This is a genomic window from Pseudomonas sp. UTLPPB19802, assembly GCF_059730225.1.
Map to the genome: position 1 here is coordinate 4,413,524 of NZ_AP048545.1, position 23,216 is coordinate 4,436,739.

Annotated in this window: 6 protein-coding genes; 4 read left to right on the forward strand and 2 right to left on the reverse strand. The window is 65.5% G+C overall.

From position 1 onward, the window contains the following. The first annotated feature begins 121 nt into the window (after positions 1 to 121). From AC6I6U_RS19285 to syrC, 3 genes are read left to right on the forward strand one after another with little or no spacing between them, the layout of a single operon-like run. A complete protein-coding gene (locus AC6I6U_RS19285) occupies positions 122 to 2,188 on the forward strand; it encodes an amino acid adenylation domain-containing protein (protein WP_497877618.1) in 2,067 nt (688 codons plus the stop codon). A 16-nt stretch (positions 2,189 to 2,204) separates the two neighbouring features. After that, on the forward strand, positions 2,205 to 3,140 hold the full coding sequence (syrB2, locus tag AC6I6U_RS19290; RefSeq protein ID WP_497877619.1) for a syringomycin E biosynthesis L-threonyl-[L-threonyl-carrier protein] 4-chlorinase SyrB2: 936 nt from the start codon (positions 2,205 to 2,207) through the stop codon (positions 3,138 to 3,140). 57 nt (positions 3,141 to 3,197) lie between these two features. Continuing rightward, the gene (gene syrC, locus AC6I6U_RS19295) at positions 3,198 to 4,409 is read left to right on the forward strand and encodes a syringomycin E biosynthesis aminoacyltransferase SyrC (RefSeq protein WP_497877620.1); all 1,212 of its coding nucleotides are present in this window, start codon (positions 3,198 to 3,200) and stop codon (positions 4,407 to 4,409) included. 72 nt (positions 4,410 to 4,481) lie between these two features. Here syrC and AC6I6U_RS19300 read toward each other — a convergent pair whose 3' ends face one another. Then, a complete protein-coding gene (locus AC6I6U_RS19300) occupies positions 4,482 to 5,852 on the reverse strand; it encodes an MFS transporter (RefSeq protein WP_497877621.1) in 1,371 nt (456 codons plus the stop codon). Then, positions 5,849 to 6,853 (reverse strand): cupin-like domain-containing protein, encoded by a 1,005-nt coding sequence (locus AC6I6U_RS19305; protein ID WP_497877622.1) that lies wholly within the window; start codon positions 6,851 to 6,853, stop codon positions 5,849 to 5,851. The genes AC6I6U_RS19300 and AC6I6U_RS19305 overlap by 4 nt, the downstream gene beginning before the upstream one ends. 243 nt (positions 6,854 to 7,096) lie before the next feature. Between AC6I6U_RS19305 and AC6I6U_RS19310 the strand changes: the two genes are divergently transcribed. Further along, on the forward strand, positions 7,097 to 23,215 hold the full coding sequence (locus AC6I6U_RS19310; RefSeq protein ID WP_497877623.1) for a non-ribosomal peptide synthetase: 16,119 nt from the start codon (positions 7,097 to 7,099) through the stop codon (positions 23,213 to 23,215). Position 23,216: the final 1 nt, after the last annotated feature.

Genomic DNA, 23,216 nt, shown 5'->3' on the forward strand with positions numbered 1-23,216 from the left:
TGCGGCCACTGCGGATCGTGCCCGCTCTTTCGCAATGGCCCCAGGCCGCAGGGATGTCTCGAGTGCAGCGCAGTTCGTCAAGGCGTGCGCTGCACCTGGTTACTAAACAGGAGCGTTAGTCATGCCGATCAAGAACACTGGCGAATCGGTCAACACCGCGCCAGCCCCACTCACGTCCGGTGCTTTCCTGCATGAGATATTCGGTGCACGGGCGCGTGAGTTTCCCGAGCGAACGGCGGTGTCCGACGCCACTCGGACATTGAGCTATGCGCAACTCGACGCACTGTCGTCGAAGCTCGCGGCGCGCCTGCGCCATGAAGGCGTGGAGGACGGCACGCGTGTCGGCATGTACCTGCCGCGCAGCGTCGACCTGGTCATCAGCCTGCTGGGTATCCTCAAGGCCGGCGGTACCTATGTCCCGATCGACCCGCAGTACCCGGGCAAGCGGGTCGAGCACATCGTGCGCGACAGCGGCCTGGGCCTGGTGATCGGCGATGCCGCCACCCTGCCACCGAGCCCTGCCCTGCGCGTACTGGCGCTTGACCAGTTGCTGTCCGCGCCGGAGCTGGAACCGGGTGTCGGCATCAGTCGTCGCGACCCGGACCAGGCCACCGCCTATATCATCTACACCTCCGGTTCCACCGGGGCGCCCAAGGGCGTCCAGGTTGCCCATGGCAACGTCAGTCGGCTGCTGGAAAGCACCCAGCGCGCCTACGGTTTCAACGCCCAGGACGTCTGGTCGATGTTTCACTCCATCGGCTTCGACTTCTCGGTCTGGGAAATCTGGGGCGCCCTGGCCCACGGAGGCCAGGTCAGCGTGGTGCCGTATGACATCTCGCGCTCTCCGGTCGCCCTGCGCCAGTGGCTCAGCGACCAGCGCGTGACCGTGCTCAGCCAGACCCCATCGGCCTTCCGCGGCCTCGACGAGGCTGATCGCGGCAGCCAGGCGCCACTGGCCCTGCGCTACGTGGTGTTCGGCGGCGAGGCGCTACCGGCCACCGTGCTGCGCCCCTGGGTTGCCCGCCACGGCGACCAGAAGCCGGCACTGATCAACATGTACGGCATTACCGAAGCGACCGTCCACACCACCTTGAAACGCGTGCTGGGCCAGGACCTGGAAAGCAACGCGATCGTTTCCATCGGCCAGCCGCTGGACGGCTGGCGCCTGCACCTGCTCGATGCCAACCAGCAACCGGTGGCCAAGGGCACGGCCGGCGAGCTGTACATCGAGGGCGCCGGCGTGGCCCAAGGCTACCTGAACCAGGCCGCGCTCAATGCCGAACGTTTCATTCAACTGCCCGGCACCTCGGCCCGCGCCTACCGTACCGGTGACCTGCTGATCCTCGGCGAGGATGATGAATACCGCTATGCCGGCCGCTGCGACGAGCAACTGAAGATCAGCGGTTTCCGCATCGAACCGGGCGAGATCGAAGCCTGCCTGCAAACCAGCCCGCACGTGGCCGCCGCCCATGTCGGCGCACACGACTATGGCGATGGCGACGTGCGCCTGGTGGCCTATGTGGTCCCGAGCCAGGGCCTCGGCGCCTGGACCGAGCAGGCCCGCGGCGAAGTCACCGGACTGGTGGCCGCCAGCCTGCCGGAGTACATGCGCCCTTCGACCTACCTGGCCCTGGCACAGCTGCCGGTGACCGACCATGGCAAGATCGACAAGCGCCAACTGCCATCCCCCACCGGCGGTACCACCCCGGTCGGCGCGGGCAACAGCCAGGGGCTCAGCGACACCGAGCAGTTCGTGCTCAAGGTATGGAGCGAGGACCTGGGCCTGAAAAACATCGGCCTCAACGATGATTTCTTCGATTTCGGCGGCACCTCACTGGCGCTGATCCGCTCGCTGAACAAGCTCAAGACTCACTTCCAGATCAGCCTCGACCCCGGTGTCCTGGCGAACGGTGCAACCGCCAAGGTCCTGGCCGACTACATCGCGCAGACGCAACTGGCTCCCGAGCAGTTCGTGCTCAAGGTGTGGAAAGAGGACCTGGGCCTGAAGAACATCGGCCTCAACGATGATTTCTTCGACTTCGGCGGCACTTCCCTGGCGCTGATCCGCTCGCTGAACAAGCTCAAGACTCACTTCCAGATCAGCCTCGACCCCGGTGTCCTGGCGAACGGCGCGACCGCCAAGGTCCTGGCCGACTACATCTCCCGCAACCTTGTTCAAGTCCATTGACCAAAAGGAAAAACCCGTGAGTAAAAAATTCGCCCTGACCCCGGAAGAACGCGCCTCGTTCGAAAAGAACGGCTTTATCGGCCCATTCGACGCCTACTCGCCGGAAGAAATGAAAGAGGCCTGGAAACGTACCCGCCTGCGCATGCTCGACCGCAGTGCAGCGGCCTACCAGGATCTGGATGCCATCTCCGCCGGCACCAACATCGCCAACTATGACCGTCACCTGGACGACGACTTCCTGGCCGACCACATCTGCCGCGCGCAGATCTGCGACCGCGTCGAAAGCATCCTCGGCCCGGACGTCCTGTGCTGGCGCACCGAGTTTTTCCCCAAGTACCCAGGCGACGAAGGGACCGACTGGCACCAGGCCGACACCTTCGCCAACGCCTCCGGCAAGCCCCAGATTCTCTGGCCGGAGCACGAGGATTTTGGCGGCACCATCACCGTCTGGACCGCGTTCACCGACGCCACCATCGCCAACGGCTGCCTGCAGTTCATCCCCGGCACCCAGAACAGCATGAACTATGACGAAACCAAGCGCATGAGCTACGACCCCGAGGCCAACAACAGCTCGGTGGTCAAGGACGGTGTCCGCCGCGGCTTCTTCGGCTACGACTATCGCCAGCTGCAGATCGACGAAAACTGGAAGCCCGACGAAGACGCCGCCGTACCGATGGTGATGAAAGCCGGCCAGTTCATCATTTTCTGGTCGACCCTGATGCACGCCTCCTACCCGCACAGCGGCGAATCCGAGGAAATGCGCATGGGCTTCGCGTCGCGCTATGTACCGTCGTTCGTGAAGATCTACCCGGACTCCGATCACATCGAAGAGTACGGCGGCCGCATCAGCCTGGAGAAATACGGCGCGGTGCAGGTGATCGGTGACAAGACGCCGGACTACAACCGCCTCGTGACCCAGACCACCCGCGGCAAGAAGTTCGACGTGGCCTGATCCCCAAGAGCCTGATGACAGTTGGCCTGAGCAATGTGCCTACAGGAGTTGAAATCCATGACTATTTCCACCGACGCCACGTTGCGCCTGTGCGAGACCGTGAGGATGCTTAGGCACCTTGCCATCCACCTGCCCGATCCCGTCTGCCTGAGCTTTCTCGCCCAAGGCGATGGCCCGCTCCCCGAGCAGGCCTCGCCCAGCGTGAGAGCCACGGAACGCGCGGTCAACGCCGCCTTTGCCCGGATCGGCGTGCATGCCCTGCAGTACCTGCACGGTGGCGAGGGCCAACTGTCATCCTTCGAATACTTTATCAGCCGCAAGATCTGCGAGGCGCTGGACTATCGCTACGTGCACTTCGACAACGACGAAGAGAACACGGAGTTCAAGCGCCTGCTCAAGCATTTCGACTTCAGTGGTGCCGTGCCGGAAATCGAGACACTGCACCTCGCCACCCGTGACAACCTGTCCCTGTCGGTGCATGCCAGCATCAACCGCGAGCTTCCGGCGATCGTCCTCGCCCTGCCCTGCGGCATGCCCTTCGATCTCTGCCGCGACTGGTTCAACGCGCTGAGCGAACGCTTCTTCGTGGTCACCTGGGAAACCCGCGGACTGTTCGGCGCCTGCGACGCCTTCGACCAGATGGCCGTGGACACCGAGGCCCAGGTCGCCGACCTGCTCAGCGTGATGAATCACTACGAGCTGTCGACGGCGCACCTGATGGGCATCTGCGGCGGCGCGGTGATCGCCCTCAGTGCCGCCGCCGCCCATGGCAACCGTTTCAACTCCCTGAGCCTGTGGCATGGCGACTACAACCTGGGCGACAACGACCTGCGCACCACCCACCAGCAGAACTTCGAATGGCTGATGGAGGCCGCGGCCCAGGATCGCCACGAAGCCAGCGACCTGCAGACCATGTTCCTCGACCAGGCGACGCTGGCCACCACGCCGGAGCCGATCGCCCATGTCGTACTCTACCCCTACGTCAATCCGGAACTGCTCTATCGCTATGCGCGACTGAACGATGCCCTGAACAAGACCGAACTCGCCTCGCGACTGGCGAGCATCAGCGTGCCGACGCTGGTGGTGGCCGGCGACGCCGACGCCACCACCCACATCGGTGGTTCGCGCTATATCGCCGCCTCGATCGGGGACGCCACGCTGCATGTGGAACCCGATGGCAGCCACCTGGCGTTTTTCGAATCCACCCACCACGCCAAGCAGACCGCCTTCAACTTCCTGGAAGACGTCCTGCAACCGGCTTTTGCCTGAAGATACCCATCAAACGAAAGGGGGCTAGCGCCCCCTTTGTCATTTATATGCAGCCTTGATTGCGCAGCCCCTTCAGAGGGCCTCGATCCGCGTCGTGTCATCCATCCGCGCAGGCGTCGCCTCGGGCTGCGCGCCCTCCAGGCGGCGAAGCGGTGCGTAGAACAGCCCCCCGAGGGACAACAGTGCGAAGAGCACGCCGACAACCACGAACAGCAGGCCGACACCGCGTCCAGGGCCATCGCCCAGCCAGGTACCGATCGACCCTGCGTATTCGCCGCCTGGCAGCAACGCCGGCTGGAACCAGTGATCCACCAGCCAGCCGCCGACGAAGATCGCCAGGCTGGTACTGGCAATCGCCAGCATGCCGATCAGGGCAAAGACACTGGCCCGGTGGGCAGCAGGGATACGGTTCATCCACAGCGCACTGACCCCGGCGTCGGCCACGCTGGCCGCCAGGATCGCGCAAAAGGCCAGGACGCAGTAGGCGACGGTCTGCGAGGCCAACCCTAGGCCAACCACGCAGATGGACAGCAGCAGGTCGGCCACCGTCGCCATGACCATCAGGCGCCTGGGGCTGCCCATGGCCACCAGCAGCCCGGCGCCGGCCAGGCCGCCCAACCCCGCCCAGGTGTAGGTCAGGCCCAGGGCCTGGGCACCCAGGCTGGACATCAGCAACGGCGTGATCATCACCGTCGCCACCGACACCAGGGCGGTGCGCAGGGTGGAGTAGACCAGCAGACCGGTCATCAACCGCACACCGGAGAAGAATTTCAGGGCGGCGCCGATATTGTCCAGCGCCCCCCGCAGGACCCGGCCTTGCTCGCCATCCGCATGACGCGCAGGCGCCTGGCGCAGATGCGAGAACGCCTTGACCACCAGCAAGGTGCCGGAACAGTAGGTCAACAGGTCAACCGCCAGGATCGTCACCAACCCGGCCTTGGCCATGATCAGGCCCGCCAGCAACGGCACCACCAGGGTCGAGGCATTCTTGCTGATGCCGATCAACCCAGAGGCACGGGTGAATTTGTCGGGTGCCACCAGCATATTGACCGACGCCTGGTAGGCCGGCTTGCGAAAGGCCGCGAGGATCGATACCAACCCATTGAACAGGTACAGGTGCAACGGTTCCAGGTGATCGAACCAGAGTAGCCCCATGATCCCGACGAGTAGCAACGCCAGGGTCAAGTCGCAAAAGACGATGATCGCCCGATGGCTGATCCGGTCGGCCAGGCCACCAGCCAGCGGCAGGAACAGGACCGCCGGCAGGGTCGCGGCCAGCACCACGTTGGCGAAAGCCACCGCCGACCCGGTGTGGGAATAGACCCAGACACCGAGGGCGAACTCCATCAGCGCCGCCCCCACCACCACCAGGGATTCGCCCGCCCAGAGAAAATAGAATCCACGCCCCAGATCGAATGGCCGTCGCCGGCTAGCGAGGCTCATGGACGTTTGTCGCCGGGCGAGAACCAACCGGCCAACCTGTCCACCATTCGCCACGCCAGGGAGTAGGCCACCGCGGCGACCACCAGCGGTGCGAAACGGGAGAACAGGTAGGTGCGCAGTACCCGCCGGGCAATCGGCGAACGGATATCGCCACTGACGTGCATCGGCGTGCGGAAGGTCGCCGCCACGGTGGCGCCGAACTCATCATCCATGGACTGCACCGCATGCCACCAGTAGACCGGGATGTACAGCGCATCGCCGGGCTCGACCACGGTGCGCAGGGCACGCAGGTCGCGCATGCCGGGGAAACGCCGGGTATCGATATCGTAGAGATAGCCGGCCTGCTCGATCACCGGCCGCAACGCGCGCCAACTGGCCTCGTCCGGTGGCAGCAGGAGCACCTCCTTGGCGCCAACCACCTGGGCCATGAAGGTCTCGTCGATGACATGGAAGTGCCAGTCGGTGTAGGAGTTGCGGTACAGGAAGCTGCGGTGGGCCGGATAATGCAACGACTTGGACAGCTCCGGCATGAACGGCAGGCCACCGACATCATCCTTCAGCGCCTCGATCGCCGAGCCTTCGGAGAAACGGCAACTGTCGGCCACCAACGGGTCGTGTCCCTGGCCCAGGCTATCGAGAAAGTCGTGGAAAGGCACATCGCGGTAAACGGTATTGGCGTACTCGGTCAGCTCGGCCTTGACGTCGGGATTGGACCAGCCAATGACCTCGGAGACGATCTGCGAACGAACCACCACCGGGTTGTTGCGCGAATGTGCCTTGAAATAGTCCAGTTGCCGCCATTTCTGGAACGCCGGCCAGTGACGCACGGCATTCTTTACCAGGCACGGGCGGTTGTAATTGACATAGCGCCGGGTGAACGCCTCTCGGGAAATGTTCAATGCATCGATCACTTCGACCGCTTCCGCCTGGGGATGATTGGGGAAACGCGACAAGCTCCAGAACTTCGTGGCCGGGCGATCCACTTCAGCTATCAACGACATCTTTTCGACCCTCGCAAAAACACTCAGGGTGGTTGATATAACAGAGTCTCCCGCACGCGCCCAAACGCACCGATGGCTGCCCCCGCCGATTGTCCCTACTTCCCATGACAGACATCACCCAGTGGATGCTCTAGCTTTTTTGCACGCTTTCCTTCGTCCCGCCGACTGACAGTCGAGCCCGCGCGCCGTGCTGCCTTTCGCCTGGAGACGAGCCCACTGAATTTTGCAAACAGGTGCTCCGAAATGGATTCGTCGACCGAAAAGCTGTCCGCGCAAACCAGCGTTTCCCACGAGCTGGCTTCGGTCCAGCAGGGCATCTGGCTCGATCAGATCGCACACCCGGACCTGCCCTACTACAACATCGGCATGTCCCTGGAAATCCGCGGCGAGATCGATATCCCGCTGTTCGAGAAAGCGATCGAAATGGTCGCCAACCGCAACGACACCCTGCGCCTGAGTTTCAGCCACGAGGGCGGTACCGGCCGCCAACGGGTGTTGCCCGAGGTCAAGGTCAAGCTGGAGGTAGTGGAGTTTTCCGAGGAGGAAGACAACGCCGGACTGGCCATGGCGTATCTGCGCGAGGCCTTTCGCAAACCGTTCGAATCCCTGACCGGCCAACTCTGGGAAGCGCGCATGGTGCGTTGCGGACCGCAGCGTCATTATTGGCTCAACCGCTACCATCACCTGGTCACCGACGGCATCGGCGTCGCACTGATCGGCCATGCGGTGGGCGCCGCCTACAACGGTCTGCTGGCCGGCAACGAGGAGGTCGCCGAGGGCCACTCCTACCTGTCGTTCCTCGAGGAAGATCGCGCCTACCTGCAATCCTCACGCTACGAGCGCGACCGGCAGTTCTGGCAGGAAACCTACGCGCAACTGCCGCCGCCGCTGTTGCAGCGCCGGGCCGACTTCAAGGCCGGCAAGGCCAATGAACTGGCGCCCAGCGCCCAGGTCCAGGCGATGCTGCCGCGGCCGCTGTACAACGCCCTGACGCAGTTCGCCAGCGAGCGCAGCCTGTCGGTGGCCCACGTGTTGATCAGCGTGGTCGGCACCTATTTCAGCCGCACCGTGGGGGTCGATGAACTGGTCATCGGCATGCCCGTGCACAACCGCACCACTGCCCGCCAGAAAGCCACCGCCGGGATGTTTTCCTCGGTCAGCCCGATTCGCCTGGCGGTCGACCCGCAGGGATCGCTGCTGGACCTGATGAACGCCGCCGGCGCGCAACTGCGCCGCTGCTATCGCCACCAGCGCTTCCCTATCGCCGAACTCAACCGCACCCTGCGCCTGGCCCAGGCCGGGCGCAGGCAGTTGTTCGACGTGTCGCTGTCGTTCGAAAGCCTCGACGGCGACGATCAGTTCGGTGGCACCTCGTCGCGGGTGATCACCATGGACAACGGCTACGAGCAGACGCCAATGGCGATCTTCGTGCGCGACTACCACCCGTACGAAGACGTGCACCTGGACTTCAACTTCAACACCGCCTACTACAGCCTCGAAGAAGCCCAGAGCCTGCAACAACGCATGTTCGCCATGCTCGAGGCGGTGCTGGAACAGCATGACACCCCGGTGGCGCACTTCCCGTTGATGGACGAGGAGGAACGCCAGCAACTGCGGGTCGGTTTCAACGACACGGCCCGTACCTATCCGCGCGACGTACTGATCCACCAGTTGATCGAACAACAGGCCGCCCGGCAGCCGGACGCCTGTGCGGTGCGCGACGACAGCGGGCCGCAGCTCAGCTACGAACAACTCAACCGCCAGGCCAACCAGCTCGCCCACCGTCTGATCGAACTGGGCGTGGAGCCCGATGCCCGGGTTGCCGTGAGCCTGCGCCGCGGCCCGGAGATGGTCGTCGCGCTGCTGGGTGTACTCAAGGCCGGGGGCGCGTATGTGCCGGTCGACCCGGACCTGCCGAGTACCCGCCAGGCCTATATGCTCGGTGACAGCGCGCCACGGGCCATGCTCACTACCCTGGCACTGCGTGACGAGCTGCCGACCCTGAACGTACCGGTACTGCTGCTCGACGACGACAGCGCGCAACTGGCTGCACAACCGACCGTCAACCCGGACGCCAGGACCCTCGGCCTGCAGCCGAACCACTTGGCCTACGTGCTCTACACCTCGGGCTCCACCGGCATGCCGAAGGGGGTGATGAACGAGCATCTGGGCGTGGTCAACCGACTGCTCTGGGCTCGCGACGAATATGCCGTCGATGCCAGCGACCGGGTGCTGCAGAAGACCCCGTTCGGTTTTGACGTGTCGGTGTGGGAGTTCTTCCTCCCGCTGCTCGCCGGCGCCGAGCTGGTCATGGCTCGCCCAGGCGGCCATCAGGAGCCGGACTACCTGGCCCGCGTGATTCGCGATGCCGGTATCACGATGCTGCATTTCGTGCCGTCGATGCTCGATCTGTTCCTCGAACACCGCGCCAGCCGTGAATTCCCCGAGCTGCGCCGGGTGCTGTGCAGTGGCGAAGCCCTGCCCCGTGGCCTGCAGCGACGCTTCGAGCAACAACTGGCGGGTATCGAACTGCATAACCTCTATGGTCCGACCGAAGCCGCCATCGACGTCACTGCCTGGCAGTGCCGTCCCGGTGATCCGGGGGAAAGCGTGCCGATCGGTCGCCCCATCGCCAATATCCAGATGCACGTGCTCGATGCGCTGGGCCAGATACAACCACTGGGCGTGGCCGGTGAATTGCACATTGGCGGCATCGGCGTCGCCCGAGGCTACCTGAACCAGCCCCAACTGACTGCCGAGCGGTTCATCAACGACCCATTCTCCAGCGATCCCCAGGCGCGCCTGTACAAGACTGGCGACCTCGGTCGCTGGCTGGCCAACGGTGCCCTGGAGTACCTCGGCCGTAACGACTTCCAGGTGAAGATCCGTGGTCTGCGCATCGAGATCGGCGAAGTCGAGGCGGCCCTTGCCCTGTGCGCCGGGGTGCGCGAGGTGGTGGTGATCGCCCGTGAAGACGAGCCGGGCCAGGCGGAAAGCAAACGCCTGGTGGCCTACCTGTGTGGCGAACCCGCACCGGCCGAGCAACTGCGCACCGAACTGCTCAAGCACCTGCCCGAGTACATGGTGCCGAGCGCCTTCGTGCACCTGGACACGCTGCCGCTGACCGCCAACGGCAAGCTCGACCGCCGTGCCCTGCCCGCTCCCGGCCTCGAAGCCCTCGCCAGCAAGGCCTACGAGGCTCCGGTCGGTGAAACCGAAGAAGCCATCGCCGAGATCTGGAAATCCCTGTTGGGCCTGGATCAGGTCGGCCGCCATGACGGCTTCCTCGAACTGGGCGGTCATTCGCTGTTGACCGTGCAACTGCAGGCCCGCCTGCACCAGGAGCTCGGCGTCGAAATCGACCTGCGCAGCCTTTTCGGCAGCGGCTCACTGCAGGCCCTGGCCCAGCGTGTCGAGCAGGCCACCCAGTCGTCCGTACAGAGCATCGAAGCCGTGTCCCGCGACCAGGACCTGCCACTGTCCCTGGCCCAGCAACGCCTGTGGTTCCTTGACCAGTTGGACCATGCCGCCAGCGTCGCCTATCACATGCCAGCCGCCCTGCGCCTGCGCGGCCAGCTCGACCGCGTCGCCTTGCAACGTGCCCTGGACCGTATCGTCGCCCGGCACGAAAGCCTGCGCACCACCTTTGAGCGCCAAGGCGACACTGTCCGCCAGCACTTCGCCGCCGAAGAAATCGGCTTCAGCCTGGCCGAGCACGACCTGCGCAACCTGGACGAGCCAGCCCGGCAACAGGCGATCGAGCAATTGGGCCGCGACGAAGCCCAGGCGCCGTTCGGCCTGGGCCAGGGCCCACTGATTCGCGGACGCTTGCTGCAACTGGCCGAGGACGAACATGTCCTGCTGGTCACCCAGCACCATATCGTCTCCGATGGCTGGTCCGTGGCCGTGCTGATCGACGAGTTCAACCGCCTCTACGCTGCCTTCAAACAGGGCCTGGACGACCCACTGCCCCCCCTGGCCCTGCAATACGCCGACTACGCTGCCTGGCAGCAACAGTACCTGCAGGGCGAACGGCTGCAGGCCCAGACCCGGTTCTGGAGCGAGCACCTGGGCGGTGCACCGGGCCTGCTGGAGTTGCCCACCGACCGCCCTCGTCCGCAGGTCCAGAGTTACCTCGGCGCCGGCCTGGCCCTGGAGCTGCCAGCCGCGCTCAGCAACCGTCTGCGCCAATTCAGCCAGCAACAGGGCCTGACCCCGTTCATGACCCTGCTGGCCGCCTGGTCGATCCTTTTGTCGCGCCTGAGCAACCAGGGCGAAGTGGTAGTCGGCACCCCGGTCGCCAATCGCCAACGCCAGGAGACCGAAGCGCTGATCGGCTTCTTCGTCAACACCTTGGCTTTGCGTATCGATGTCCAGGCACACGAGCGTGTCGATCAACTGCTGGCACGGATCAAGGCCATCACCCTGGATGCCTACAGCCACCAGGACCTGCCGTTCGAGCAGGTCGTGGAAGCCCTGCAACCGGAGCGCAGTCTCGCCCACAGCCCGCTGTTCCAGGCCATGCTGGTGCTGGGCAACACGCCAAAAGACCAGGCGCTGTCCTTACCAGGCCTGGAGTTGGAAGCCCTGCCCCAGGCCACCGGTACCACCCAGTTCGACCTGAGCCTGTCGCTCAACGACGACGGTGAAACCATTCGCGGCCAATTCGAATACGCCACCGATCTGTTCGACGCCAGCACCATCACCCGCTGGGGCAACCATCTGCTGCAGTTGCTCGACGCCCTGCTCGACGATGCCGCGCAGCCACTGGCGACCCTGCCATTGCTCAACCGCCAGCAACGTCGCGAGCTGCTGTCCGGCTTCAACTCGACATATGTTCCGTTCGCCGAAGGCATGCTGCTGCAAGAGGCGTTCGAACAGCAGGTCCAGGCACGCCCCGACGCCATCGCGGTCCAGGCCGAAGGCACTGCCCTCAGCTACGCCGAACTCAACGCCCGGGCCAACCGTATCGCCCATCGGCTGATTGCCGAAGGCCTGCAACCGGATGAACGGGTAGCGCTGCTGGTGGAGCGCAGCCCGGAGATGATCGTCGGTATCCTGGCCATCCTCAAGGCCGGGGGTGCCTATGTACCGCTCGACCCGAACTATCCGCAGGAACGCCTGCAGCACATGCTCGAGGACAGTACGCCACGGGTGCTGCTGAGCGGGGGCGACCTGGCCGGCAGACTGCCGTCGCTGGCGATCCCGCAGCTGTCGCTGGCGGACAGCCCCGGCAACGACGCCAATCCACGGGTAGCCGGCCTGACCTCGCGGCACCTGTGCTACGTGATGTACACCTCCGGCTCCACCGGCAAGCCGAAAGGGGTGATGCTCGAACACCGCTCCGTCTGCAACCAGATCGGCGCCCTGCAGGAGCGCTACGGGCTCAACCCGCAAGACCGTATCCTGCAATTTGCCACCATGACTTTCGACATGTCCGTCGAAGAGATCTTCGGCGCCCTGCTCTCCGGCGCCACCCTGGTATTGCGCAGCGATGCCTGGATCGCCGGTACCGCCGCCTTCGCCGCCTTGTGCGAACAGTACGCGATTACCGTCGCCAACCTGCCCACCGTGTTCTGGCAGCAGGTCAGCCGCGACGCCCATGTGCCCCTGCCGACCTCGCTGCGCCAGTTCATGATCGGCGGCGAAGCCGTTGGCAAGCAGGCGGTGGCCCAATGGTTCGCACGCGAGACTCATCGTCCGGCGCTGTTCAACGCCTACGGCCCGACCGAGGCCACGGTCAACGCCTCGATCCGCCGGATGGAGCGCGACAACGAAGACTTCCGTTCCATCGGCACACCGCTGCGCAACACTCAACTGCATGTACTGGATGCCGCCGGCAACCTCGCCCCGCTGGGTGTGGCCGGCGAACTGCACATTGGCGGTGTCGGTGTCGCCCGTGGCTACCTCAACCGCGCCGAATTGACTGCCGAGCGCTTCGTTGCCGACCCGTTCACCACCGATCCGGACGCTCGCCTGTACAAGACCGGCGACCTTGCCCGCTGGCGCGCGGACGGCACCCTGGAATACCTCGGGCGCAACGACGACCAGGTGAAGATCCGCGGTTTCCGGGTCGAACTGGGTGAAATCGAGGCCGCGCTCGCCGCCTGCGCAGGTATCGACGAAGCCGTGGTGATGGCCCGTGAAAGCCAGGCCGGCCAATCAGACAGCAAGCGCCTGGTGGCCTACCTGTGTGGCGAAGCCGTACCGGTCGAGCAACTGCGCACCGCGCTCTTGGAAACCTTGCCGGAATACATGGTACCGAGCGCCTATGTGCACCTGGAAACCATGCCCCTGACCCCCAACGGCAAGCTGGATCGCCGGGCCTTGCCGGCACCGGGCCAGGAAGCCTTTGCCAGCCGTGCCTATGAAGCCCCGCGCGGCGAGACCGAACAGCTCATCGCTGACATCTGGCAGGACCTGCTGGGCCTCGAACAGGTCGGTCGCCACGACCGTTTCTTCGAACTCGGCGGCCATTCGCTGCTGGCCGTCAGCCTGATCGATCGCCTGCGCCAGCACGGCCTGCACGCCAGCGTGCGCACCGTGTTCACCGCCCCCAGCGTGCGCGAGATGGCCCAGGCCATCGGTCGCGACAGCCAGATCCTGTTCCAGGCTCCGGCCAACAGGATTCCAGCCGGTTGCACGACCTTGACTCCGGACATGCTGCCACTGGTGGCATTGAACGCTGCACAGCTCGAACGCATCAGTGCCGCCGTGCCTGGCGGTGCGGCCAATATCCAGGACATCTATCCATTGGCCCCGCTGCAGGAAGGTATCCTCTTTCACCACTTGCTGGACCATGAAGGCGACGCCTACCTGGTGCGCTCGATGATCGAATTCGACGGCCGCCAGCGCCTCGATGCCTTCGTCGAGGCCCTGCAAACGGTCATTGCCCGGCATGACATCCTGCGCAGTTCGGTGCACTGGGCCGGCCTGCCGCAAGCCGTGCAGGTCGTACATCGCCAGGCGCCACTGTCGGTGGAAACGTTCACCCTGAGCCCGGACGAAGACCCGCGCCGCCAGTTGGAACGCCTGAGCGATCCACGAAAGCTGCGCCTGAACCTGCAACAGGCGCCGCTGATGCGCACCTTCCTTGCCCGTGACCCGCATTCGGAACGCTGGCTGCTGGTCCTGCTCGATCACCACATGATCAGCGACCACGTGTCCCTGGGCATCGTGCTCGAAGAAATCCGTGCCCTGATGCAGGGCCAGGGCGCCGCACTGCCGGCCCCGCAACCCTACCGGGAGTTTGTCGCACAGATCCTCGCCACCCCGGCCGAAGCCCACGAGGATTATTTCAGCCGCCGCCTGGCCGAGGTCGACGAGCCCACCGCGCCGTTCGGCATCCTCGACGTCCAGGGCGATGGCGCCCGGGTCAGCGAGACCAGCCAGCACCTGGACCCGGCCTTGAGTCGCAAGGTCCGGGCCCGAGCCCTGGCCGCCGAAGTCACTCCGGCCGTGTTGTTCCACATCGCCTGGGCCCAGGTGCTCGGGCGCTGCACCGACCGCGACGACGTGGTGTTCGGCACCGTGGTCGCCGGCCGCCTGCAAGGTTCGGCGGGGGCCGACCGCGCCCTCGGCGTGTTCATCAACACCCTGCCGGTCCGCGTCCAACTGGCCCGGTCCGGGGTTGGCGCACTGGTGGACGAGACCTATCGCGACCTCAGCGAGATGCTCGGCCACGAGCAGGCGTCCCTGGCCCTGGCCCAGCGTTGCAGTGGCGTGGCCGCGGGCCTGCCGTTGTTCACCACGCTGTTCAACTACCGCCATTCGACCGATGGCGGCTCCCTGGCCAACCAGGACCAGGTGCTGGCCTGGGATGGCGTGCGCTTCCTGAGCAACGAGGCACGCACCAACTACCCGATCGAAATTGCCGTGGCCGATGAGAGAGACGGTTTCTCCCTGACCACCCAGGCCATCGACGGCATCGACCCGCAACGTATCGCCGCCTACCTCGTCCAGGCCGTGACCGAACTGGTCGAGGCCCTTGAGCAGGATCCCGCGCGCCTGGCCAGCGACCTGAAGGTGCTGCCCGACACCGAGCGGCAACTGCTGCTCGACGGCTTCAACGACACCGCCACCGACTTCGGCCCCGCCGAGCCGCTCCAGGCCCTGTTCGAGGCCCAGGTCCGCGCCAACCCGCAGGCCGTCGCGCTGGTCTGCGAAGACCAGCAACTGAGCTATCGCCAGCTCAACCGTCGGGCCAACCACCTGGCCCGGCAACTGCTGCAACTCGGCGTGCAACCGGACGAACGCGTGGCGATCTGCGCCGAACGCAGCCTGGACATGATCGTCGGCCTGCTCGGCGTACTCAAGGCCGGCGCCGCCTATGTACCGATCGATCCGGCCCATCCGGCCGAACGCATGGCCTTCATGCTCCAGGACAGCCAGCCCCGCGCGCTGCTGACCCAGACTGCGCTGACACTGCCGACCGGCGACTTGCCGGTGCTGCTGCTCGACACGGCCGAGTCCCGGCAGGCCGTGGAAGATGAGACCTTCGACAGCAACCCGGTGGTGAACGGCCTGACGCCCGACAACCTGGCCTATGTCATCTACACCTCCGGCTCCACCGGCCAGTCCAAGGGCGTGATGGTCGAACACCGCTCGGTGTTCAACTTCTGGCACGTGCTGACCCGCACCACCCACCTGCACTGCCCGACACCCGCCACCGTCGCGCTCAATGCCGGGTTCTTCTTCGACATGTCGATCAAGGGCATCGCGCAGCTGTTCTCCGGCCACACGCTGGTGATCATCCCGCAACTGATCCGCGCCAGCGGCAGCGAACTGCTGGACTTCCTCGAACAGCACCAGGTGCATGCCTTCGACTCCACGCCGTCGCAGCTCGACACCCTGCTCGCCGCCGGCCTGCTGGAGCGTCGCAGCTACCAGCCGGTCAGCGTGCTGCTCGGCGGCGAGGCGATCAATGCCAGCACCTGGGAAAAACTGCGCAACTGCCAGACCATCCGCTTCTACAACATGTACGGCCCGACCGAGTGCACGGTGGACGCCACTATTGACCTGATCCGCGACCTCGGCGAAAAACCGAGCATCGGCCGGCCTTTCGCCAACGTCCAGGTGCATGTTCTGGACTCCCACGGTGAACCCGCGCCACTGGGCGTGGCCGGGGAAATCCATATCGGCGGGGCCGGGGTCGCCCGTGGCTACCTCAACCGCGACGAACTGAGTGCCGAGCGCTTCATCGCCGACCGTTTCTCCAGCGTGGCGAATGCGCGCCTGTACAAGACCGGTGACCTCGGTCGTTGGCTGGCCGACGGCACCCTCGAGTACCTGGGCCGCAACGACTTCCAGGTGAAGATCCGCGGTTTCCGGATTGAACTGGGGGAAATCGAGAGCGTCCTGCTGGCGGTTCCCGGTATTCGTGAAGCGGTGGTGATCGCCCGCGAAGACCAGCGCCTGGTGGCCTACCTGAGCGGCGAACCGGCGCCGGCCGAACAGCTGCGCACCGAACTGCTCAAGCACCTGCCCGAGTACATGGTGCCGAGCGCCTTCGTGCACCTGGACACGCTGCCGCTGACCGCCAACGGCAAGCTCGATCGGCGCGCCCTGCCCGCTCCCGGCCTCGAAGCCCTCGCCAGCAAGGCCTATGAGGCCCCGGTCGGCGAAACCGAAGTGGCCATCGCCGAGATCTGGAAGTCCCTGTTGGGCCTGGATCAGGTCGGCCGCCATGACGGCTTCCTCGAACTGGGCGGTCATTCGCTGTTGACCGTGCAACTGCAGGCCCGCCTGCACCAGGAACTCGGGGCCGAAATCGACCTGCGGACGCTCTTTGGCATCACCTCCCTGCAAGCCCTGGCCCAGTGCGTGGAGCTGGCCGGGCGCACCTCGGTGCAGAGCATCGAAGCCGTGTCCCGCGATCAGGACCTGCCACTGTCCCTGGCCCAGCAACGCCTGTGGTTCCTTGACCAGTTGGACCATGCCGCCAGCGTCGCCTATCACATGCCAGCCGCCCTGCACCTGCGCGGCCAGCTCGACCGCCAAGCCCTGCAACGCGCCCTGGACCGTATCGTCGCGCGACACGAAAGCCTGCGTACCACCTTTGAGCGCCAAGGCGATACTGTCCGCCAGCACTTCGCCGCCGAAGAGATCGGCTTCAGCCTGTTCGAGCATGACCTGCGCGCCCTGGATGAAAAGGACCGGCAACAGGCCGTCGAACAACTGGGCCAGGACGAGATCCGGACGCCGTTCGACCTGAGCCAGGGCCCGCTGGTTCGCGGACGTCTGCTGCAACTGGCCGAGAACGAACATGTCCTGCTGGTCACCCAGCACCATATCGTCTCCGACGGCTGGTCCGTGGCCGTGCTGATCGGCGAATTCAACCGTCTCTATACGGCCTTCAGCCAGGGCCTGGACGATCCACTGCCACCCTTGGCCCTGCAATACGCCGACTACGCCGCCTGGCAGCAGCAGTACCTGCAGGGCGAGCGCCTGCAGGCCCAGACACAGTTCTGGAGCGAGCACCTGGACGGCGCACCGGGCCTGCTGGAATTGCCCACCGACCGTCCACGTCCGCAGGTCCAGAGTTATCTCGGCGCCGGCCTGGCGCTGGAGTTGCCAGCCGCGCTCAGCACCCGGCTGCGCCAGTTCAGCCAGCAACAGGGCCTGACCCCGTTCATGACCCTGCTGGCTGCCTGGTCGATCCTGCTGTCACGCCTGAGCAACCAGGCCGAAGTGGTGGTCGGCACCCCGGTAGCCAACCGTACGCGCCAGGAAACCGAGGCGCTGATCGGCTTCTTCGTCAATACCCTGGCCCTGCGCATTGATGTCCAGGCCCATGAACGCGTCGACCAACTGTTGGCGCGGATCAAGGCCATTACCCTGGATGCCTACAGCCACCAGGACCTGCCGTTCGAGCAGGTCGTGGAAGCCCTGCAGCCTGAGCGAAGCCTCGGTCACAGCCCGCTGTTCCAGGCCATGCTGGTGCTGGGCAATACCCCACAAGACCAGGCACTTTCCCTGCCGGGCCTGGAACTCGCACCGCTGCACCCGGCCAGTGGTACCACCCAGTTCGACCTGAGCCTGTCGCTCAACGACGACGGTGAAACCATTCGTGGCCAATTCGAATACGCCACCGATCTGTTCGACGCCAGCACCATCGCCCGCTGGGGCAACCACCTGCTGCACCTGCTCGCGGCATTGCTCGACGATGCCACGCAGCCGCTGGCGAGCCTGCCGTTGCTTGATCACCAGCAACGTCGCGAACTGCTCAGCGACTTCAACCGCGCCCCTGTACCGTTCGCCGAAGACCTGCTGTTGCAGGAGCTCTTCCAGGCGCAGGTCCAGGCACGCCCCGATGCCATTGCGGTGCAGGCCGAAGGCATTGCCCTCAGCTACGCCGAACTCAACGCCCGGGCCAACCGTATCGCCCATCGGCTGATTGCCGAAGGCCTGCAGCCGGATGAACGGGTAGCGCTACTGGTGGAACGCAGCCCGGAAATGGTCGTCGGTATCCTGGCGATCCTCAAGGCCGGAGGCGCCTATGTGCCGCTCGACCCGAATTATCCGCAGGATCGTTTGCAGCACATGCTCGATGACAGCACGCCACGGGTGCTGCTGAGCCAGGGCGAGCTGTCCGGCAGACTGCCGCCGCTGGCGATCCCGCAAGTATCGCTGGCGGACGGCCCCGGCGACGACACCGATCCACGGATAGCCGGCCTGACCTCACGACACCTGTGCTACGTGATGTACACCTCAGGCTCCACCGGCAAGCCCAAGGGCGTGATGCTCGAGCATCGTTCGGTCTGCAATCAGATCGCGGCGTTGCAGGAACGCTACGGCCTCAATCCGCAGGACCGTATCCTGCAATTCGCTACGATGACCTTCGACATGTCCGTCGAAGAAATCTTCGGTGCGCTGCTCTCCGGCGCCACCCTGGTATTGCGCAGCGACGCCTGGATCGCCGGCACGGGCGCCTTCGCCGCCTTGTGCGAACAGTACGCGATCACCGTTGCCAACCTGCCTACGGTGTTCTGGCAACAGGTCAGTCGCGACGCCCACGTGCCGCTGCCAACCTCGTTGCGCCAGTTCATGATCGGCGGCGAAGCCGTTGGCAAACAGGCGGTGGCCCAGTGGTTCGCACGCGAAACTCATCGTCCGGCGCTGTTCAACGCCTACGGCCCGACCGAGGCCACGGTCAACGCCTCGATCCGCAGGATGGAGTGCGACAGTACCGACTTCCGTTCCATCGGCACGCCAGTGCGCAACACCCAACTGCACGTGCTGGATATTGCCGGCTACCTCGTCCCGCTGGGCGTGGTCGGTGAACTGCACATTGGCGGTGTCGGTGTCGCCCGTGGCTACCTCAACCGTGCCGAATTGACTGCCGAACGCTTCATCGCCGACCCGTTCAGCAGCGATCCTGAGGCGCGCCTGTACAAGACCGGCGACCTCGCCCGCTGGCGCGCGGACGGGACCCTGGAATACCTCGGGCGCAACGACGACCAGGTGAAGATTCGTGGCTTCCGGGTCGAACTGGGGGAAATCGAAGCAGCGCTCGCTGCCTGCGCGGGCATCAGCGAAGCCGTGGTGGTAGCCCAGGAAAGCCAGTCCGACAGCAAGCGCCTGGTGGCCTACCTGTGTGGCGAGGCCGTACCGGTCGAGCAACTGCGCGCCACCCTGCTGGATACCTTGCCGGAATACATGGTGCCAAGCGCCTATGTGCACCTGCAAGCCATGCCCCTGACCCCCAATGGCAAGCTGGATCGCCGGGCCTTGCCGGCACCGGGCCAGGAAGCCTTTGCCAGCCGCGCCTATGAGGCGCCACGTGGCGAGGTCGAGTCGATCATCGCCAACGTCTGGCAGGACCTGCTCGGCATCGAGCAGGTTGGCCGTCACGACCGTTTCTTCGAACTCGGCGGCCACTCGCTGCTGGCCGTCAGCCTGATCGACCGCCTGCGCCAGCAAGGCCTGCACGCCAGCGTGCGCACCGTGTTCACCGCCCCCAGCGTGCGCGAGATGGCCCTGGCCATCGGGCGCGACAGCCAGGTCCTGTTCCAGGCCCCGGCCAACCGTATCCCGGCCGACTGCACCCGACTGGCCCCGGACATGCTGCCGCTGGTAACCCTGAGCGCCCAACAGCTGGAGCGGATCGTCGCCGCCGTACCTGGCGGTGCCGCCAATATCCAGGACATCTATCCATTGGCCCCGCTGCAGGAAGGTATCCTGTTCCATCACCTGCTGGGCCATGAGGGCGACGCCTACCTGGTGCGCTCGATGCTCGAATTCGACGACCGCCACCACCTCGACGCCTTTATCCAGGCGCTGCAGGTGGTGATCGACCGCCATGACATCCTGCGCACCGCCATACACTGGGAAGGCCTGCCGCAAGCCGTGCAAGTGGTGCAACGCCAGGCGCACTTGCCGGTGCACAGCGTTACCCTCGACAGCAGCAAGGACCCGCTGGAGCAGTTGCGCAGCCTCAATGATCCACGGCAATTGCGCCTTGACCTCCGCCAGGCGCCGCTGATGCGCGCCTGTGTCGCCCGTGACCCATACTCCGAACGCTGGCTGCTGGCACTGCTCAACCACCACATGGCCAGCGACCACGTGACCCTGGAGATCGTCCTGGAGGAAATCCACGCGATCCTCCACGGCCAGGGTGACGACCTGCCGGCCCCACAACCGTACCGTGACTTCATCGCCCAGACCCAGGCCACGCCCGCCGAAGTCCATGAGGCCTACTTCAGCCGCCGCCTGGCGGATGTCGATACACCGACCGCACCGTTCGACCTGCTGGAGGTACAAGGCGACGGCAACCACATCGAAGAGGGTGAACTGCAACTGGGCGACGAATTGAGCCGGCGTATCCGCGCCCAGGCCCGTGAATGCGGGATGACTCCGGCAGTGCTGTTCCATGTGGCCTGGGCCCAGGTCCTGGCCCGCTGCACCGGCCGCGACGACGTGGTATTCGGCACCGTGGTCGCCGGGCGCCTGCAAGGCTCGGTCGGCTCGGAACGAGCCCTCGGGGTGTTCATCAACACCCTGCCGGTGAGGGTCCGACTGGCCAGCCAGGGTGCCCATGAACTGGTGTTGGAAACCCACCGCGACCTCGGCGAACTGCTGACCCACGAACAGGCCTCCCTGGCCCTGGCCCAGCGTTGCAGTGGCGTGGCGACAGCCTTGCCGCTGTTCACCAGCCTGCTCAACTACCGGCACCAGAACGACGACAGCCAATTGCAATGGCCGGGCATGCGCCTGCTCGACAGCGCCGAGCGGACCAACTACCCGCTGACCCTGTCGGTCAACGACTACGGCGACGCCCTGGGCCTACAGGTGCAAAGCGTGCGGCCGGTAGACCCGCAACGCCTCTGCGCCCTGATGCAGCGGGCCCTGGAACAACTGACCCAGGCACTGATGTACACGCCGAAGATCGCGCTGACGCAACTGGATGTATTGCCGCCCGCCGAACGCAGCCTGCTGCTGGAAACCTTCAACCAGAACCGCCTGGACTACCCGAAGGACGTCTGCATCCAGCAATTGTTCGAAGAGCAGGTACGCAAGACCCCGGCCGCCATCGCCCTGGTCGATGCCCATGGCCAGCTCGACTACGCCACGCTCAACGCCCGGGCCAATCGCCTGGCCCGGCGCCTGGTCGAAGCCGGCACCCGGCCAGGTGACCTGGTGGCGATCTGCGTCGAGCGCGGCAGCGCGATGATCACCGGCCTGCTCGGTATCCTCAAGGCCGGCGCCGCCTATGTGCCGCTGGACCCGACCTACCCGACCGAACGCCTCGCAGCCATCGTCGAGGACGCCCAGCCACGCCTGTTGCTGGCCGACCCGGTTGGCCGCGCGGCGCTCGGCGAACCGGGCGGTGCGACCCGCAGCCTGGCGCTCGAACAGGCGGACACCGCCGCCGCCGTGCCTGCCGCGGAAGCCGGCGACCTGGTGTTTGCCGCCGACACCCTGACCTCGGCGCACCTGGCCTATGTGATCTACACGTCGGGCTCCACCGGCAAGCCGAAGGGCGTGACGATCGAGCATCGCAGCCTGGTGGCCTCGACCCTGGCCCGCTGTGCGGTCTACGCCTCGGACAGCGGACGGCGCTTCCTGCTGCTCTCGTCGATCGCCTTCGACAGCTCCGTGGCAGGGATTTTCGGCACCCTGCTCAGCGGCGGTACCTTGTGCATCGCCGACGCCGAAACGGCCCGTGATCCAGCGGCCATTGCGCGGTTCATCGACGAACAGGCGGTGACCACCCTGCTCTGCGTACCGTCCCTCGGACGCCTGGTGCTGGGCAGCCTGGCAACCGCCCAGGGCGCCCGTACCCTGCGGGAAATGATCGTCGCCGGCGAAGCCTGCCCGCCGCTGCTGGTGCGCGAATGCGCCGAGTTCGAACCGGCCATCGCCCTGTACAACGAATATGGTCCCACCGAAGCCACGGTCTGGGCCACGGTGCATCGCTGCACGGTGGCCGACCAGGGCACGGTGCCCGTCGGCCGGCCGATCCCCAATACCCGCCTGTACCTGCTCGATCCGCAGGGCCAACCGGTTCCGCTGGGCGTCTCGGGCGAACTCTACATCGGCGGCGAAGGGGTTGCCCGCGGTTACCTGAACCGACCGGAACTGAACGCCGAACACTTCCTCGCCGACCCGTTCGCGGCCGGCGACGACGCCCGGATGTACCGCACCGGCGACCTGGTGCGCCTGCGCGCCGACGGGGTGCTCGAATTCCTCGGGCGCAACGACCAGCAGGTGAAGATCCGCGGGTTCCGCATCGAGCCAGGAGAGATCGAAGCCTTGATGCTGACCCTCCCGGGTGTGCGCGAGGCGGCGGTAATTGCCCGCGAGGATGCTCCGGGAGCCCGGCGCCTGGTGGCCTACCTCAGCGTCGAGCCGCACCTGTCGGCGGGTAACGCGAGCCAGACACTACGGCCGTACCTCAGTTCGCAGTTGCCGGACTACATGGTGCCGTCGGCCTTCGTGCTGCTCGAACGACTGCCGCTGAGCCCGAACGGCAAGCTCGACCGCCAGGCGCTGCCCGCCCCGGCTGTCGAGGACTTCGCCCACCGCGAATACGAGGCTCCCAGCGGCGAGACCGAAACGCTGCTGGCGGCGATCTGGGCCGATCTGCTGGGCCTGGAGCGAATCGGTCGCCACGACGACTTCTTCGAACTCGGCGGTCATTCGCTGCTGGCGGTGCAAGTGACCCTGCGGGCCCACGAGGCCTTCGGCGTCGAAGTGCCCCTGCGCGGCCTGTTCGAACACCCGTCGCTGCAAGCGCTGGCCGACCTGGTCACCACCCTGCAACTGGCTCAGTACGAGTCCGACGAACTGCTGGACCTGCAACAAGAAATGGCTTCGCTGTCTGAAAGCGAACTGCTCGCTATCGTCTCCAAGGATGCTTGAT

What these genes read in the sequence shown, in the direction of transcription:
- AC6I6U_RS19285 (WP_497877618.1), top strand. Translation starts at nt 122, where the DNA reads ATGCCGATCAAGAACACTGGCGAATCGGTCAACACCGCGCCAGCCCCA.
- AC6I6U_RS19305 (WP_497877622.1), bottom strand. Translation starts at nt 6,853, where the DNA reads ATGTCGTTGATAGCTGAAGTGGATCGCCCGGCCACGAAGTTCTGGAGC.
- syrC (WP_497877620.1), top strand. Translation starts at nt 3,198, where the DNA reads ATGACTATTTCCACCGACGCCACGTTGCGCCTGTGCGAGACCGTGAGG.
- AC6I6U_RS19310 (WP_497877623.1), top strand. Translation starts at nt 7,097, where the DNA reads ATGGATTCGTCGACCGAAAAGCTGTCCGCGCAAACCAGCGTTTCCCAC.
- AC6I6U_RS19300 (WP_497877621.1), bottom strand. Translation starts at nt 5,852, where the DNA reads ATGAGCCTCGCTAGCCGGCGACGGCCATTCGATCTGGGGCGTGGATTC.